Here is a 16,605-nt window from a genome sequence, read left to right as displayed (position 1 = left end):
AGGGCTCATTTGCGACATTGATTAATGCCTGCAAGCACTGAAGCACCTATCAAAAATGCCAGGTGACATCCCCCAAAGCGACTGGTTAGGCTCTGATTCGAGAAACAACATACCCTGTTGAGTCAGACTCGATACCGTTGAACCACCTCGACATTCGGAGAGCCAACATGAGCACCACAGACAATGCGAAAATGCCGTTGCTTACGTTGTACAGCGACGGCGAAGGCAATAACGGTTACTCGATCGACCTCGACAAAACCACCCTTAATCATGAACTCCCCCTCAGAACCTATACCCATTACAAGATCGAAAATGCAAAGTCGGCAAACCTCATCACTTTCAGCAACAACCTTAAAAGCCTAGTAAATGGCACTGAGACGCTGATCATCAAACCTTATCAAATTGAGGGCCACGATGGGGGCACTTTCCAATTAAGGGTTGTTGTGAACGGCACCACCACTGCCATCTGCCCGCTGTCCGACATCTACAACGTGACGCTTGGCAACGAAACAGTGGCCCGAGGTGTAAGGGTCATGAAATGTGAGCGCGCTGCGACGGATGAAGCCAATCAACCGCGCTATGTTTCAGTCGTCTACTGAAACACGTACGCCCTGTCTTGTGCCTCAAGCAGAACAGGGCGTACGCCTCCGGGCTTAACGATCAGGCAGCAACCCGATCATAATCTCGCGCATCCTGAACTTCTGCACCTTGCCCGTCACCGTCATCGGGAACTCCTCGACAAAGCGGAAGTACCTGGGCACCTTGAAATGCGCAATCCGCGCCTTCGCCCACTCACGCAGTTCTTCCTCACTGGCCACATGCCCCGGATGCAACCGTACCCAGGCCACGATCTCCTCACCATACTTGCTGCACGGCACGCCAATCACCTGCACATCGGCCACCGCCGGGTGGGTGAAGAAAAACTCCTCCAACTCGCGCGGGTAGATGTTCTCGCCCCCGCGAATGATCATGTCCTTGCTGCGCCCGACGATACGCACATAGCCCTGCTTGTCCATCACCGCCAGGTCACCGGTGTGCATCCAGCCTTCTTCATTGATGCTCTCGGCCGTGGCCTTGGGGTTGTTCCAGTAACCCAGCATCACGCTGTAGCCACGGGTGCACAACTCGCCGATTTCGCCGCGTGGCACGGTCTTGCCGTCGGCATCCACCACCTTGCTCTCCAGCCGTGGCTGGGTGCGCCCTACGCTGGTCACCCGGCGCTCCAGGTCATCCGTGGCGCCGGTCTGCAGCGACACCGGGCTGGTTTCGGTCATGCCATAAGCGATCTGTACTTCGGCCATGTGCATTTCGCCGATCACCCGGCGCATCACTTCGATCGGGCAGGTGGCACCGGCCATGATCCCGGTACGCAGGCTCGACAGGTCGAATTCACCGCGCTGCGGGTGGTCCAGCTCGGCGATGAACATGGTCGGCACACCATACAACGCAGTAGCCTTTTCTTCTGCCACCGCGCGCAGCGTGGCCAGCGGGTCGAAGGCGTCGTTGGGGTAGATCAGGGTGCTGCCGTGGGTCATGCAGCCGAGGTTGGCCATGACCATACCGAAGCAGTGGTACAGCGGCACCGGTACCACCAACCGATCATGCTCGGTAAGGCCCAGGCTTTCGCCGACCATGTAGCCGTTGTTGAGGATGTTGCTGTGGCTGAGGGTGGCGCCTTTGGGGAAACCGGTGGTGCCCGAGGTGTACTGGATGTTGATCGGGTCGTCGCAGCGCAGTTGCGCCTGGCGTTCGGTCAGCGCTTCACGGCTGACCGCCTCGGCGCGCCCTTGCAGGTCGTGCCAGGCGAGGAAACCCGACGGTGGTGTAGCAGCCAGGCTGACCACACCGCGCAGTTCGGGGAAGCGCTCGCAGACCAGTGCGCCCGGCTGGCCGTTGGCCAGGCCCGGGATCAGGGCGAGCAGCATGGCGTGGTAGTCGGTTGTCTTGAATGCATCGGCGCAGATGATCCAGCGGCAGCCGGACTGGCCGAGGGCGTAGTCCAGTTCGCTGGAGCGGTAAGCCGGGTTGATGTTGACCAGGATCGCGCCAACCTTGGCGCTGGCGAACTGGGTGATGCACCACTCGGCGCAATTGGGTGCCCAGATGCCAAGGCGGTCACCGGGTTGCACGCCCAGCGCCATCAGCGCGCGGGCGTGCTGGTCGACGGCTTCGGCCAGTTGCTGCCAGGTGTAGCGCAGGGCCTGGTGGCGAACTACCAGGGCCTCGCGGTCAGGGAAGCGGGCGACGGTGGTGTCGAAGGCGTCGCCGATGCATTGGGTAAGCAGGGGTTTGGCCTGGTTGCCCTGGGAGTAGCTTGGCTGGGGCATGGGCGATCTCTTGTTGTTCTTGTGTTGTATGGGCCGGCCTCTTCGCGGGTAAACCCGCTCCTACAAAGGTTGCGCCACATGTGGGGCCTGTGGAGGTCCTTGTAGGAGCGGGTTTACCCGCGAAGAAGCCAGCACCGGTTTAACGGACGAACACCTGCGGCGTAGTGGTCGACATGTCACCACCCGGCAACTTGATGTTCTTCACCTTCTCCAGCGTATCCGGGTTGAACACCGCCAGGTCGTTGAAGGTGCCGCCCAGGTACAGCTTGTCACCCTTCTTGTCGAAGGTGACGCAGTAATAGGTGTGCTCCAGATTAGCTGCCTTGATCAGCTTGCGCTCCTTGATGTCGTACTTGGCCAGGCGGTTGAGCACGCCATAGATCTGGTTCGGGTCCTTGGGCGAGCGCAGGCCGGTGAAGTACAGCTCGGTCAGGTCGGCAAACTCCTGGGTATGGGTCTTGCCGGTCTTCAGGTCGACGCTCAGGTAGCCGTACAACAACTCGGCCTCGTTCGGGTCCTGCTTGGCATCCTTGAACCTGGCAATGGTGTACAGCATCGAGAACTCGTGGCGCGGGTTCTGGTGCGGCCAGAAGTACAGCACGTCCGGCGCGCTGTAACCCTTGCGGTTCCAGTTGCGCAGTGGCAGCGCCACCGAATACTTGCCGGTCTTCACGTCCATCTTGTAGATGTCGGGCCCGGCGAAATACAGGGTGCCGTCGTCGGCCGTGCGCATCAGGTACACCTGGCGCGGCATCGGGTAGGTACGCACCGGCTTGGCGGCCAGGCCATCGGCAGTGCTGAACACTTCCAGCCGTGGCGGCTTGACCACGTAGTGGTCGTTCAGGCGTTGGGTGGGGTTGACCGTGGCGTACACTTCCTTGCCGTCCGGGCTGATGGCGAACGAGTACATCGAGCGCCCCACCTCGCCCGCCACGCTCGACAGGTTGGCGTGGAAGGTGTTCTTGCAGGTGTCCAGGTCGATGCCGTAGATGTCGCCGTAGTGGTTGTTGAGCACGTAGGCGGTGCGGTTGTCCGCAGCCATCATCGCGGTGCCCGGGCCGAACTTGTCGGGCATCACGCAGCTCTTGTACACCGTGTCACTGGCCACATCGACCACATGCAGGTTGTTCGGGTAATTGGTCACGATCATGTATTCGTGGCCGGCCTTCAGCGCCGGCCCGGTGTCGTCGGCCTGTGCCAGCCCGGCAAAGGCCGTGGCGGCGATGGTGAGCGCGAGTGGTGCGCAGCGTCCAGCTTTCATGCGGTTTCCCCTTGTCATTCTTGTTGGGCCGGTCACTTGTCTTTCGGGAACACGGTGCCGAGGTTGCGCCAGTCATCCGCCGAGTTGGTGGCCTGGGCGTTCCAGTCCTGGTAAGTGCTCATCATGTCCGGCACCTGAGCCGGCCACCAGCAAGGGTCGGAGCAGCCATACAGGTCGGCTTCCATCGGCTGGCACAGCGAACTCACGCCACCAAAGGCGTCCACTTCCCAGCCCGGGTCGGTGGTGGCGGTGCAACCCGCCACTGCGCTCATGGCCATGACTTCTTCCACGCGGTCTTCGGCGGCGGCCTGCTCGAGGATGCGCGCCTTGTTGTTCAGGGGCTTCAAGTGCTTCATGTCAGTGCGCCTTCCGCGGGGTGATGTAGCGGTCGATGAAGGCCGGGTTGGCGGCCATGATGCGGCTGTAGACTTCAATGCCGAAGTCGACCCAGTCACGCATCAGTTCGCAGTAGTGGTAGGTCGGGTGCTGCGGGTCGCCATAGCGCGCATAGCTTTCGTGGTAGCAGCCGCCCGAGCACAGGTTGCGGATGCGGCAGCTTTCGCAGCCGGTATTGCTGCGGTCCAGGCGTTGCGACAGGAAGTCGTTGAGCTGCGCCTGCTTCACGCCCTGGTGCACGTTGCCGAAGGTCGGCAGGTTGGAGCCGGTGAAGCGGTGGCACAGGTTCAACTCGCCCTTGTGGTCCACTGCCAGCATCTTCAGCCCGGCACCGCACGGCAGGGCCTTCTTGTGGCCCTCGTGGATGTCGGTGATCAGCTGGTGCAGGTTGGAGAAACCGATGTTGCGGTGCTCCAGCGCCGCCTCCAGGTACTTGCGGCCCAGCGCCTTCATATTGGCGAACACCTGCACCAGCTCTTCGCCCGTGAGGTTGAAGTCAGCCATGTCGCCGGAGGTGACCGGGGCAAAGCCGACTTCGGCGAAGCCCATTTCGTTGAACAGGTGGTTCCAGATGGTCTCGACGTCGGTGATGCCACGGGTCAGCGTGACCCGCGCACCCACCGGGCGGCTGGTGTAGCGCGACAGCAGCAGGTCGGCCTTGCGCCGCACCACGTCATAGGTGCCCTGCCCGCCCACGGTAATGCGGTTGCGGTCGTGCACGGTCTTCGGGCCGTCGATGCTGATCGACAGGCCGAAGCGGTGGGCGTTGAGCCAGTCGATGATCTCTTCGGTGAGCAAGGTGGCGTTGGTGGTCATGATGAACTCCACCTGCTTGCCCGCTTCGGCAAAACGCCGCTCGCAGTACGCCACCATGTGCTCGATCAACGGCCGGTTGGACAACGGCTCGCCACCGAAGAACACCACGCTGTAGCGGTCCTCGTCGGGCGATTCCTTGAGCAGCATCTCCACCGACGCTTCGGCGGTGTCAGTGCTCATCTTCTTGCCGGCAGAAGGCTTGTCCAGGTCTTCCTTGTAGCAATAGGTGCAGCTCAGGTTGCAACCGGTGTTGACGTTGAGCACCACCGTGTTCAACGCGGTGCGCTCGACCTGCTTGAGGGCGATTTCCGGCGTCAGCGGCGAACCGTCGCTGACCAGCTCCAGCGCGATCAGCTCGCGCAGGGTGTTCTGAATATCGTCGCCGGCAAACTGCTGGCCAAGGCGCTGTGTCAGCTCCTCGGCCGAGCAGCCTTGCTGGCGCAAGGCATCGATGATGCTGCCCGTCACCGCATCGGTGGCAAACAGCGAACTGCTGGGGATATGGAACAGCATGCGGTCGGCATCGACCTGCACTTCATGCAGGTTGCGTTCGACCAGGTTCAGTAGTGCGCCCATGGCGACCTCCCGATAATCGATTCGTTGGAAAACCGTTGCGCCTAGCCGTTACGGCAGCGGCGGGTTGTTCCAGCGCTGAACGGTGACGATCATGTGCCCTTCGCCGGTCTGGCCACCGTCGGCCAGGGTGGCGATGACCTTCAGGTTACCGGCGTTGTTGGTCATCATCTTGCGCGCGGGGTTGGGGCCGGCACCGCCTGGCACGAACACGCCATCGGCCTGCATCTGCCCGGCGAACTTGACGTCTTCGTCCTCGACCGCCCGCTCGTTGAACGGCTCGACCTTCCAGCTGGCCGGCAGGTAACCAATACGCAGTGGCTGCCCGTTGGCGTCTTTACCCCAGGCTTCGGCCTCGAAACGGCCCTGCACCTTCGGTACCGAAGCGCCGTTCTCGCCAATGCGGGCAATGGAGAACGCCGGCACTACCTTCACTTCATCAACCTTGTCGTACACCGCCAGGTTGACGCCTTTGAGCGCGCCTACTGCAACTTCGCGCTGACCAGGCTTGGCATCGGCTGCTGCGCGGGCCTTGACCCGTACCAAGGTGGCGGTCTGCTCCAGCACTTCGGTCACCTCCACCCCGGCGCCAAGGTCCGGCTTGCCGTTCAGGCCACTGCCGACCAAGGTGATTTCGCTTTCGGTGCCTGCCTTGATGAACGCCGGCTGCACCGCCAGCAGTTGCGCCTTGCCTTCTTTGACGGCGCTGAAATCCAGGCCGCGCTCATCGTGCTCGGCCTCGAACATGCGGCCTTTCATTTCGCCATCCAGCGCGGCGAACACCTGGCGCAGGTTGGCATCACCGACCTTGACGTTGCCGCGCCATTCATAGCCGTTGTAAAGGATTGCCGAGCCGCTGCCGTTGAACGGCGTGCCGTCGGCGTAAGCGCCCTTGACCTCGACCTTGAAGGTGTCGCCCTCGTCGGCGGTAACGCTCATTACCCCGCGCACATCGCCCTTGGCCAGCATGTGGCCGCTGAAGGCCCACTGCCCAGGCAACGCGTCGGCCTTGGGCCTGGCTTTCTGCCATTCGGCCCAGGCCGCGTTTTCCAGCGGGTAACGTTTGGCCAGCTCAGGTACTACTTGCTGCAGGGCAATCGGCAGCCAGTCGCGGTCACGCGCCTGGGCCTGGTATTCAAGGGACGGCCATTGGCCGAGGTGGAAGTTGACCAGGTGCTCCCATTCCTTGGCGGGACGCCGCTGCAAGGCGACGCGGGCACCGGAGTGGCAACGGCCACAGGTTTCGCTGAGCTGGGTGTCGAAGTGCTCGACGGTATTCAGCCGGCGCTCCATGGCGTAGCGCACGCCCTCGGTTTCGCTGGGCGCCAGGCCCTGCTTGTCGGCCAGGTACTTGACCAGCGTTCGGCGGTCGTCATCGCTGATCTGCAGGCCATGCATCACCTGCATGCGGGCGATGCTCATCAGCCAGCCTTCCGGTGTTTTACGCTGGTGGCTGATGCGGCTATAGGTATCGTTGCCTTCGGGGATATGGCACCCCATGCACTTGTTCTGCAACAGGCTCGGGCCCTGCTCGGCCGCCATGGCCTGGGTGCTCAGCAGCGCGGCGGCGACCAGCGCCAGTTTGCCCGCATGCCGCCGGAGTCGAGTCGTCTTCAAGGTCAGACCTCCACGGTTGTTGTTCTTATCGTTTTTCGCACGCTTTGGTACAGCAGGTGTGCATGTGAGGGTTGTGATACAGGAACTGTGCCAGGTGCTGTAAAAGCGTTTCCTTTCAACCTTTTAGCCAGTTTTGCGGGCTTTGATTCCGGCAGCGATGGCCAATTGCAGCGTGCCATTTCGCGACAGGGTGTTTCATGTTGAGACAGGGGCCTGCTGTGCAGGCCATTCGCGGGTAAACCCGCTCCCACAGGGACGATGCCAGCTCACAGTGAACACTATCTCTGTGGGAGCGGGTTTACCCGCGAAGAGGCCCTTGAACCCACTGTTTCACCACCGTCTCACACCGTCTCAATGTGCAACAGCGCACGCCTGCAATCACCCCCTTGCATCCACACAAAACCCAACGCACTCAACGCTTTGCAGCCATCTGCCCAGCTTGGCACGGCCATTGCGCCAGTGCCCGTCACATCCAATGACAAGAGGCACAGCCCCATGCTTTCCGACCTGCCCATCCTGCCCGCCACCCGCGCCTTTCTCGAACGCAAGCTGAAGATGCGCATCGGCGCCGACTGGCAGGACGCCGCCAGCGGTCGCACCCTGTCGTTCCGCAACCCGGCCACCGGTGAAGTGCTGGGTGAAGTGCCCGCCGCCGAGGCCGAAGACGTTGACCGCGCCGTACGCGCCGCACGCCAGGCCTTCGACGATTCACAATGGAGCCGCCTGCGCCCGCGCGAACGGCAGAACCTGCTGTGGCGCCTGGCCGACCTGATGGAGCGCGACGCCCGCCAACTGGCGGAACTGGAGTGCCTGAACAACGGCAAGAGCGCCGCCGTGGCCCAGGTGATGGACGTGCAACTGGCCATCGATTTCCTGCGCTATATGGCGGGCTGGGCCACCAAGATCGAGGGTAGCACCGTCGAAGCGTCCATGCCGTTGATGCCCAACGACCAGTTCCATGGCTTCGTCCGCCGCGAAGCCGTCGGCGTGGTCGGCGCCATCGTCGCCTGGAATTTCCCGTTGCTGCTGGCCTGCTGGAAGCTCGGCCCGGCCTTGGCCACCGGCTGCACCGTCGTGCTCAAGCCCGCCGATGAAACCCCGCTAAGCGTGCTCAAGCTGGCCGAACTGGTCGACGAAGCCGGCTACCCGGCCGGCGTGTTCAACGTGGTCACCGGTACCGGCCTGAACGCCGGCGCCGCGCTCAGCCGCCACCCGGGCGTGGACAAGCTGACCTTCACTGGCTCCACCGAGGTCGGCAAGCTGATCGGCAAGGCGGCCATGGACAACATGACCCGCGTCACCCTGGAGCTGGGCGGCAAGTCGCCCACCATCGTCATGCCCGACGCCAACCTGCAGGAAGCCGCCGCCGGCGCCGCCACGGCGATCTTCTTCAACCAGGGCCAGGTGTGCTGCGCCGGCTCACGGCTGTATGTGCACCGCAAGCACTTCGACAACGTGGTGGCCGACATTGCCGGTATCGCCAATGGCATGAAGCTGGGCAGCGGGCTGGACCCGGCGGTGCAAATGGGCCCGCTGATCTCGGCCAAGCAGCAGGATCGCGTTACTGGCTATATCGAGCTTGGCCGCGAACTGGGTGCGACCATTGCCTGTGGTGGCGAAGGCTATGGCCCGGGTTACTTCGTCAAGCCGACGGTGATCGTCGATGTCGACCAGCGCCACCGCCTGGTGCAGGAAGAGATCTTCGGGCCGGTGTTGGTGGCGATGCCGTTCGACGACCTCGACGAAATGATCGGCATGGCCAACGACAACCCCTACGGGCTGGGCGCCAGCATCTGGTCCAACGACCTGGCCGCCGTGCACCGCATGATCCCGCGCATCAAGTCGGGCTCGGTGTGGGTCAACTGCCATAGCGCGCTGGACCCGGCGCTGCCGTTTGGTGGCTACAAGATGTCCGGGGTCGGCCGTGAGATGGGTGCGGCGGCCATCGAGCATTACACCGAGCTCAAATCGGTGTTGATCAAGCTCTGATCGTTTTCCTGTGCCGGCCTCTTCGCGGGTGAACCCGCTCCCACAGGATCACCACATACCTGAAAAATGTGGGATCCCTGTGGGAGCGGGTTCACCCGCGAATAGGCCGGCACAGGCACCCCAAAAACAACAATAAAAAACCATGGAGCAAAACCATGAAGCACACACTCGCCTGCACATTGGCCCTGCTACTAGCCGCACCCGCCACCCAAGCCTACGAGCTGTACAACCAAAACGGCACCACCCTCAACGCCGACCTCGAAGCCCTGTTCGGCGTCTTCCACAGCGATGAAAGTTTCAACCAGGCCGGCAACCGCCAGCCCGGCAGCAGCGCCTGGCAAGAGGGTTACATCAAGTACGGCCTCAGCGGCAGCCAGGCCCTGGCCGACAGCGGCGCACTGTACGGCGCCTTCAACCTGCTCAGCTCTGCCACCTGGGGCGATGGCGACGCGGCCGGCCTGACGTTGGGCGATGAGCGCCGCACCGCCATCGAAGACCTGTACCTGGGCTGGCGCTCGGCCAACCTGTTCCCGGCCTTGGGCGAAGACGGCGTGGACATTTCCGGTGGCCGCCAGGTGGTCACCCTGGGTGACGGCTTTCTGATCCAGGGCGACCCGGTCAACCTCGGCAAGGTCGACCTGGGCGCCAACTTCGACCGCGGCGGCGCCTACTACCTGGCCGCCCGCAAGGCCTTCGACCGCACCGCCGTGCTGCGCCTGGGTGGCAAGCAAGGCTGGCGCGGCGACCTGATGTGGCTGAAATCCGACAACCACTACCAGGCCGACACCTCGTTGGCGGTGGCCAACCTTGAGCATGTCGGCGACACCGGCACCGTCGGCTTCAGCTGGATCCGCGGCCTGGACGTGGACCAGCGCTATGCGCAGTTGCTGGGCCTGGAACACCGCGACGGCATGGACACCGCCAGCCTGCGTGGGCGCGGCAACCTGGGCGTGAAAGACCTGGAGCTGGCCGCCGAATACGTGACCCAGGACAAAGCCGGCGGCCGCGAGAACGCCTGGTACCTGGAGGGCAACTGGACCTTCTCCGAACTGCCCTGGACACCGACCGCCACCTACCGCTACAGCCGCTTTTCCGAAGGTTTCGACCCGTTGTTCTATGGCCTGAGCCGTGGCTATGGCACCTGGTTCCAGGGTGAAGTGGCGGCCAACTATGCCGGGCCGTTCAACAAGAACAGCCAGGTGCACCATGTGGCGCTGAAGGGCAAGCCACGGGACAACCTGACCGTTGGGGCACTGTATTTCGACTTCGATACGCTGGATACCGACCAAGGCAACCTCGGCGGGCGGGAACTGGACCTGTATGTGGAATGGATGGTCAACGACCACTTGCTGATCAGCCCTGTGGTGGGGTTCTACAAGCCGGAGCGCAGTGCGGCGAATGGAGGGACGCAGTTGGGGGGAACGGACACCGGAACCTATCTGCAACTAATCGTCGGGACTTTCTTCTGACTCGATATTTTGGGGCTGCTTTGCAGCCCATCGCGACGCAAGGCCGCTCCTACAAGGACCGCGCAAGCTCACGGGCGGCGCTGTACCTGTAGGAGCGGCCTTGTGTCGCGAAAGGGCCGCACAGCGGCCCCGGCACTCTCAAACCAACCCCTGCTCGCCCAACCAACGCCGCACCATCATCTGCTGCTGTTCACCCGCAAGGCCCGCCAACACAGCCTCAACCGGCCGACCACTGCGAATTTCCCGCACCACCGGCGCCAACTCCACCCCCTGCAAATGCCACACCCCCAACGGCTGATCCGCCGTCACCACCACCTCGGCCTCATCCACCAGCCCGTCACGCAGCACAGGCCGCCGCTCGACCCGCACTGCATGCCAATCCGCCGGCAGATGCAGTGGCTGCGCATCCGGCCAGCCCTGGCGGCGCGACCAGAACGGTTGCCCCGCCCGACTCTGCTCCTGCCCGTAGAAGTCCCGCCCGATCCTGGCAAAGCGCAAGAACAACTGCTCAACCCGCTGCTGGTGAAACTGCCGCGCCAACGCAGCCCGCTCGGGCCTACGCAGCAACGTATTGATCACTACCGGCGCCTGCAACGCCGAAGACAGCGACTGGAAAATCCCGTTGCCCGACAGCGGGTCAACCGCCATTGCGGCATCACCCACCCGAATCCAGTCCTGCCCCACGCACTCCCCGGCCAGAATCGCAGTACTGCTGCGTGCATGTACCTGTGCAGGCTTTAATGCCTGCTCATCGAACAACTCAGCCACCTGCGCACTGCGGGCACGCCGCTGCGCACAGTAATCCGCCAACCCGGCCTTGCCCGGCAACCCTGCGGCATTCAGGGTGACCTGCCAGTAGCAGCGGCCATCCTCCAGCCGTGCCATCCACGCCCAGCCATCCTCCAGGCTTTCCACCGCCGACGCAGGCGCCCCCGGGCTACCCTGCCACACGTTGAGCAGGCTAACCGTCTCCGGCCCACGAAGCCGGTCTGCAGCCAGCGGAGCCTGGCGGCCACGGGCCTCGACCAGGAAGTCGGCCGCCAGCACCTGCCCATCGTCCAGGCAAACACGATGGCCGCCCTCGTGAGCGACTTCACGCACCCGCGCCTCGACCACGCTCACGCCCGCCCGTTGAAGGTCTTCGCGCAGCGCCCGGTCAAAGCGTTGCCGGTCGAGCAGAAATTCCTGGTTCATCTGCAGATGCTGGCCATTCCAGTGCACCTGTCTGCTGGCCGGCATGGCCGCCTGGCTCAAGGCCCCGCCAAGGCCTGCGTGACGCAAGCCTTCCAGCACCCGCTGGGATACCCCTTCGACTGCCGCAAAGCGGCGCCAGTCCGATACCACCGTCACGGCGTATCTCAGCCGCCGCAGGCCAATGGCCGTAGCCGCGCCGGCAGGGCCAGCGCCCAGCACCACAATGCGCGGTTCAGCCATGGCTGGCACCTCGTCGCTCGGGGCCAGTGAAGGCTGCATGGTCACGCAACCAGTCATGCACCTGCTGGCGATCCAGCTCCGGTTGATCACGCAGCAACGCTGCAATCCTCCCGCTCAGGGCCGCACAGCCGAGGCTCGCGCCCGCCTTGTCGCCCGTCCCGACATAGCCGCCAAAATCTGCCTGACGAGTTCCCAGCCACGACCACTGGCCCGGTGCACAACGGGCATCACCGGTGACGCGGATTACGCCGGGATAGTTGGCCGGGTACACCGGCCCACCCTGCGCCGGGCTAGAAGCACACAACAGCACACCGGCAGCCAACGCCTCGGCGCAAGTCTGGTGCAATACCGGCCTGTCCTGCTGCAAGCCAAGGCTGAGGTTGACCAGCGTAGCGCCCGCTTCCACCAGCCACAGCAAGGCAGCTGCCACTTGCAAGGCGCTGGTATTGGCCTGGGCACTGAACACCTGTGCCACCAGCACCGGCACCGGCCCGGCCTCACGCTGCAAGGCTGCGAGGACCGCACTGCCATGGCCAAGCTGGTCAGGCAGCATTGCACCTTCACGCAGTTGGCCGTCTTCCAGCCAGAAGCGACGGGACCCCAGCAAATCACTGGCCTGCTCCAGCGAGCAGCCACTGTCGATGACGCCAACGCGCAGGTCAGTGCCCATGCCTGATCACCTCCTGCGCCAGCACCTGCAATGTGCCGTCATGCAACTGCAAGTGCAGGTCGGCATCGGCCAGGGTTGAAGCGCGGTGGCTGATCAGGATGCGTGTGCGGCCAGCAAACAGTTCGTCGATGGCCGCGATCACTTCGCGCTCGGTCGCTTCGTCCACTGCCGAAGTGGCTTCGTCCAGCACCAGAATCGCCGGGGCCTGCAATACCGCGCGGGCAATGGCGATGCGTTGCTTCTGGCCACCGGACAGCTGCTGGCCCCGCTCGCCCAGCAGGCCGTCCAGGCCCAGTGGCAGGCTTTCGACCAGGCTGTCCAGCCGTGCCAGGCGCACCACCCGTTCCAGCTCGGCACGGCTGGCCTCGGGCACGCCGTAAGCCAGGTTCTGCGCCAAGGTGCCACGGAACAGCACGATGTCTTGGCTGACCACGGCAATACGCCTGCGCAGTGCGGCCAGGTCAAGCTCGCGCAAATCGACGCCGTCCAGCAGGATGCGCCCGGCATCCGGGTCGTAGAAGCGCTGCAGCAGGTCGATCAAGGTGGACTTGCCCACCCCGGAGGCACCGCTGATGGCCACTTTCAGGCCACCGGGGATGCTCACCTGCATATTGTTCAGCACGGCGCCCTGGCGCCCCTCGTGGGCAAAGCTCAGCGCCTCCAGACGCAATTCGCCCGGGCCATCGGGCATGGGTTGCGGGTTGGCTGCCGGGCGCACCGCCACCGCCTCCTGCTTCAACTCCATCACCCGCCCCAGGCTTACGGCCATGCGCTGCACCGCCACGTACAGGCCCAGCAGGCTCTGCACCGGCCCCACCGCCATGCCCATGTAGGTGGAAAACGCGATCAAGGCGCCCAGCTGCCAGGTACCCTGTATCACCCACCAGCCACCGACCAGAAACGCACAGGCGCGACACCATGAGGTCAACGTACCCGGGATCGCCTGGGTAAAGAATTCGGTCACCTGCACCTTAAGCAACTGGCGCATGTAGCCTTGGCCAAGTTGGTCCAGCCGCCCCGCCTCGCGGTTCTGCTGGCCGGCCGCCTGGATGAACTTCATCGCCGGCAAGGTCTCGACCAGGAACGACGACACATCCGCCGAGCGCTCACGCAGGTTACGCACTTCGCGCTCCACCTTGCGCCGCATCCAGCGCAGCCACAACACCTCGATCGGCACCAGCAGCGCCAGCAGCAGCGACAGTTGCCACGACAGCATCAGCATCAATGCCACTGCGCCCACCAGGCCGATCACTGCCGATACCGCCGAGAACAGCGAGTCCACGGCAAAGCGCTGGATCTCCGCCACATCGCCATCCAGCCGCGAAAGAATGTCGCCGATACGCCGCCGCCCGTAAAACGTTGGCGACAACTGCTGCAGGTGGCGGTAAAGGTCATCGCGCAGGGCAAACAGAATGCGCCCCGACAGGCGCGTGTGCAGGTAGCGGTTGACCCCGGCCAGCACGGTACCCAGCAGGCCGGCGCCAATCATGATCGCCGCCATGTGCCAGAGGGTCTGGTAGTTCTTGGCCAGCAGCCCCTCGTCGATCAGGGTCTTGACCAGCCAGGGTTGCGCCAGTGCCAACAGCGAGGCACCCAGCGACAAGCCGAGCAACAGGCCGATGGCACGCCGGTGCGGGCGCACGAAACCATACAGCCAGGCCAATGCCTGGCGCATGAGTACAGGGTCGCTGGAGTCCACCAGCCTTGCGAACAATGGGCCCATGGTTCAGCCACGCAACTGTTTGAGCTTACGGTACAGCGTCGCCCGGCTGATCCCCAGTGCCTCGGCGGCGGCGGAAACGTTGCCCTGGTGGCGCGCCAACGCACCGCGGATCTGTTCCAGCTCGGTGTCCTTGAGGCTGCCGGAAGGCGTCGTGCTGCTGGCCAGTTCATCCAGCAGGCAGTCGGTGAGATGGTCGAGGGTGAGCACCTGCTCGCCGTCCTCGCGCATGGCCAGTGCAGTGCGCACCACCATTTCCAATTGGCGGATGTTGCCCGGCCAGTCGAAGCCTTCGAGCAACGCGCTCAGCGCAGGGTCGAGGGTAACGCCGCGGGCTTCGGACTTGTCCAGCAGGCCCTGGATGATCGCCGCCAGGTCGTCGCGCTCGCGCAGTGCCGGCAGGCGCAGCGATACGCCGTTGACCCGGTAGTACAGGTCTTCGCGAAAGTGTTGCTCCTGCACCAGGCGCTTGAGGTCGCGGTGGGTGGCGCAGATCAGCGCCACGTCGATGTCCTGCTCGTCCCCTGCCCCCAAGGGTGCTACACGACGCTCCTGCAAAACCCGCAGCAGGCGCGCCTGCAAAGCCAGGGGCATGTCGCCGATTTCGTCGAGGAACAGCGTGCCGCCATGGGCCTGCATCAGCCGCCCGACCATGCCACCCCGGCGCGAACCGGTGAAGGCGCCTTCGCGGTAGCCGAACAGTTCAGACTCGATCAGCCCTTCGGGTATAGCCGCGCAGTTGACTGCCACGAACGGCTTGTCGGCACGCGGGCTGGCCTGGTGCAAGGCACGGGCGACCACTTCCTTGCCAGTGCCGGTCTCACCCAGCAGCAGCACTGGCAAGCCATTGCCCAGCCCCTGGCGGGCCATGCGCAGGTTGCGCGCCAGGCGTGGGTCGCCACCGGCAAGCGCGTCCAGTGCCGGCGATTGCTTGCTCAACGTCGGCTTACTGACCGGCGTGCTGCCGTTGATCCGGCCATGGCGCGGCAGTTGCAGGGCGCGGAAATAGAACTCGCCCTTGGCGGTTTGCACACTGCTTACCCCGCCCTGCCACAGGCGGGCGATGAAGGCTGGCGAGCGTTCGCCCAGCAGGTCGGTGCTGCGCCGGCCGATCAGCTCGTGGCGTGGCACTTGAAGCAGTTGGCAGGCACTGTCGTTGGCAGCCAGCACTTCACCGTCAAGGCTCAGCGCCAGCAGGCCATGCCAGGCACTGTTGAGGTATTGCGGGCGGCTGTGGAAGGCCAGCACCAGCTGCTCCGGGTGGCACAAACCAAACATGCGGCTTTCGATATTGCCGGCGGCCAGCATCAGTGTCGACAGACTGTCCTGCGGCTGCGCCATCACCCCTTCGCGGGTGATGTCGAGCACGCCGATCACCTCACCACGCGGGTCACGCAGCGGCACGGAGGTGCAGGAGAACGGGCTGAGCCGGTCGAGGTAATGCTCGCCGCAGTTGATCAGCGTTGGCCGGCCTTCCACCACAGCGGTGCCGATGGCATTTGTGCCGCGCAGCGATTCGCTCCAGCAGCTGCCCGGGTGCAGGTCGCGCAGGCCCTCGCGGCTGAGTACATGGGTCTGGCCTTCGATCGCCAGCACGTTGGCCTGGGCATCGCCGAGGATGACGATACCGGCCTTGCCCTGGCGCGCGACCAGGTAGTCCAGTTCCGGGGTAACGGCATCGACCAGCAGGCGGTTGCGCTCCAGCAGCATGCGCAGGTCGTGGCCCTGCTCCAGGCCCAGGCCGACCTGTTCACCTTGCAGGCAATCCAGGCCATGACCCAGGCTGCGCCGCCAGGAAGCGTCGATCTCGTCGCGCAGCATGCCCAGCGGCAGCTCGCCTTCGCTGGCCAGCTTCAGGCGGGCCTGGCGGGATTCGTGCAGCGGGTCTTGGGCGTTTGTTATTAGTTGTCGCGCCATTTGCTACTCCGGCTGTGCCCCGCAAGGTGGCGGGGTACGGGCTTGGGAATTTTCCGCAGTGTGCGGGAGAAATGGCTGGGCGTCATCTGGTTGATGGATTGGGGATGGCTGGGGTTGTATGACTTGGGTTTTGGGTGGGGGCTGAGATCGAGCGCCGCCCGCGCGGCGCTCGATCCCACAGGCGCCAAATCTCTATCGCCAGGCGCTTAGAAACCCAAACCGCCCTCAGACCGGCACCACCATCCCCCGCCCTGCCAGCTGCTGCCTCTCAACCCCATCCAGCAACGCCTCCACCACCGCCTTGGCCGAATCCAGCCCGTGGTCTTTGCTCAACAACAGATCGCGACAGGTGCGCTTGGTCAGTTCTAGGCTCTGTCTGAAATCCCAAGAAACTGAAATGTGGCCCCGGAACAGCC

13 protein-coding genes are annotated in these 16,605 nt (G+C 64.0%); 3 read left to right on the top strand and 10 right to left on the bottom strand.

Annotated elements, in window-relative coordinates:
- Positions 1-167: 167 nt before the first annotated feature.
- On the top strand, positions 168-599 hold the full coding sequence (locus tag IAE39_RS18130) for a hypothetical protein (RefSeq protein WP_201205051.1): 432 nt from the start codon (positions 168-170) through the stop codon (positions 597-599).
- A 54-nt stretch (positions 600-653) separates the two neighbouring features.
- On the opposite strand, the gene IAE39_RS18125 is transcribed toward IAE39_RS18130, so the two are convergent.
- From IAE39_RS18125 to peaA, 5 genes are all read right to left on the bottom strand, one after another.
- The gene (locus IAE39_RS18125) at positions 654-2,327 is read right to left on the bottom strand and encodes a fatty acid CoA ligase family protein (RefSeq protein WP_201205049.1); all 1,674 of its coding nucleotides are present in this window, start codon (positions 2,325-2,327) and stop codon (positions 654-656) included.
- A gap of 139 nt (positions 2,328-2,466) precedes the next feature.
- A complete protein-coding gene (peaD, locus tag IAE39_RS18120; RefSeq protein WP_201205047.1) occupies positions 2,467-3,588 on the bottom strand; it encodes a quinohemoprotein amine dehydrogenase subunit beta in 1,122 nt (373 codons plus the stop codon).
- 32 nt (positions 3,589-3,620) lie between these two features.
- On the bottom strand, positions 3,621-3,944 hold the full coding sequence (gene qhpC / locus IAE39_RS18115; protein WP_012272119.1) for a quinohemoprotein amine dehydrogenase subunit gamma: 324 nt from the start codon (positions 3,942-3,944) through the stop codon (positions 3,621-3,623).
- A 1-nt stretch (position 3,945) separates the two neighbouring features.
- Positions 3,946-5,376, bottom strand: coding sequence for a quinohemoprotein amine dehydrogenase maturation protein (gene peaB, locus IAE39_RS18110; protein ID WP_201205045.1), 1,431 nt, complete (start codon positions 5,374-5,376; stop codon positions 3,946-3,948).
- 48 nt (positions 5,377-5,424) lie between these two features.
- Positions 5,425-6,990, bottom strand: a complete 1,566-nt coding sequence (gene peaA, locus IAE39_RS18105; RefSeq protein ID WP_201205043.1) for a quinohemoprotein amine dehydrogenase subunit alpha — start codon at positions 6,988-6,990, stop codon at positions 5,425-5,427.
- A gap of 495 nt (positions 6,991-7,485) precedes the next feature.
- On the opposite strand from peaA, the gene IAE39_RS18100 reads away from it, so the two are divergent.
- Positions 7,486-8,979, top strand: a complete 1,494-nt coding sequence (locus IAE39_RS18100) for an aldehyde dehydrogenase family protein (protein WP_201205041.1) — start codon at positions 7,486-7,488, stop codon at positions 8,977-8,979.
- Positions 8,980-9,134: 155 nt separating this feature from the next.
- Complete coding sequence (locus tag IAE39_RS18095) at positions 9,135-10,448, top strand: hypothetical protein (RefSeq protein WP_201205039.1); 1,314 nt, start codon at positions 9,135-9,137, stop codon at positions 10,446-10,448.
- A gap of 138 nt (positions 10,449-10,586) precedes the next feature.
- Here IAE39_RS18095 and qhpG read toward each other — a convergent pair whose 3' ends face one another.
- From qhpG to IAE39_RS18070, 5 genes are all read right to left on the bottom strand, one after another.
- Positions 10,587-11,882: a flavin-dependent monooxygenase QhpG gene (gene qhpG / locus IAE39_RS18090; protein ID WP_201205037.1), complete on the bottom strand. Its 1,296-nt coding sequence runs from the start codon at positions 11,880-11,882 to the stop codon at positions 10,587-10,589.
- Positions 11,875-12,552 carry a subtilisin-like serine protease QhpE gene (qhpE, locus tag IAE39_RS18085; RefSeq protein ID WP_201205035.1) on the bottom strand — a complete coding sequence of 226 codons (678 nt, stop codon included), beginning with the start codon at positions 12,550-12,552 and terminating at the stop codon, positions 11,875-11,877. The genes qhpG and qhpE overlap by 8 nt, the downstream gene beginning before the upstream one ends.
- Positions 12,542-14,275, bottom strand: coding sequence for an ABC transporter ATP-binding protein (locus IAE39_RS18080; RefSeq protein ID WP_201205033.1), 1,734 nt, complete (start codon positions 14,273-14,275; stop codon positions 12,542-12,544). Before IAE39_RS18080 ends, qhpE begins: the two co-directional genes overlap by 11 nt.
- Before the next feature lie 3 nt (positions 14,276-14,278).
- Entirely contained in the window at positions 14,279-16,189 is a 1,911-nt protein-coding gene (locus IAE39_RS18075; protein WP_201205031.1) for a sigma-54-dependent Fis family transcriptional regulator, read from the bottom strand.
- Between the two features lie 225 nt (positions 16,190-16,414).
- A complete protein-coding gene (locus IAE39_RS18070; protein WP_236548678.1) occupies positions 16,415-16,603 on the bottom strand; it encodes a hypothetical protein in 189 nt (62 codons plus the stop codon).
- Positions 16,604-16,605 lie beyond the last annotated feature (2 nt).

Source organism: Pseudomonas sp. S37, assembly GCF_016658545.1.
Lineage (GTDB): Bacteria > Pseudomonadota > Gammaproteobacteria > Pseudomonadales > Pseudomonadaceae > Aquipseudomonas.
The sequence above is the reverse complement of the archived record's forward strand: the minus strand, read 5'-3'. Positions and strand labels throughout refer to the sequence as shown.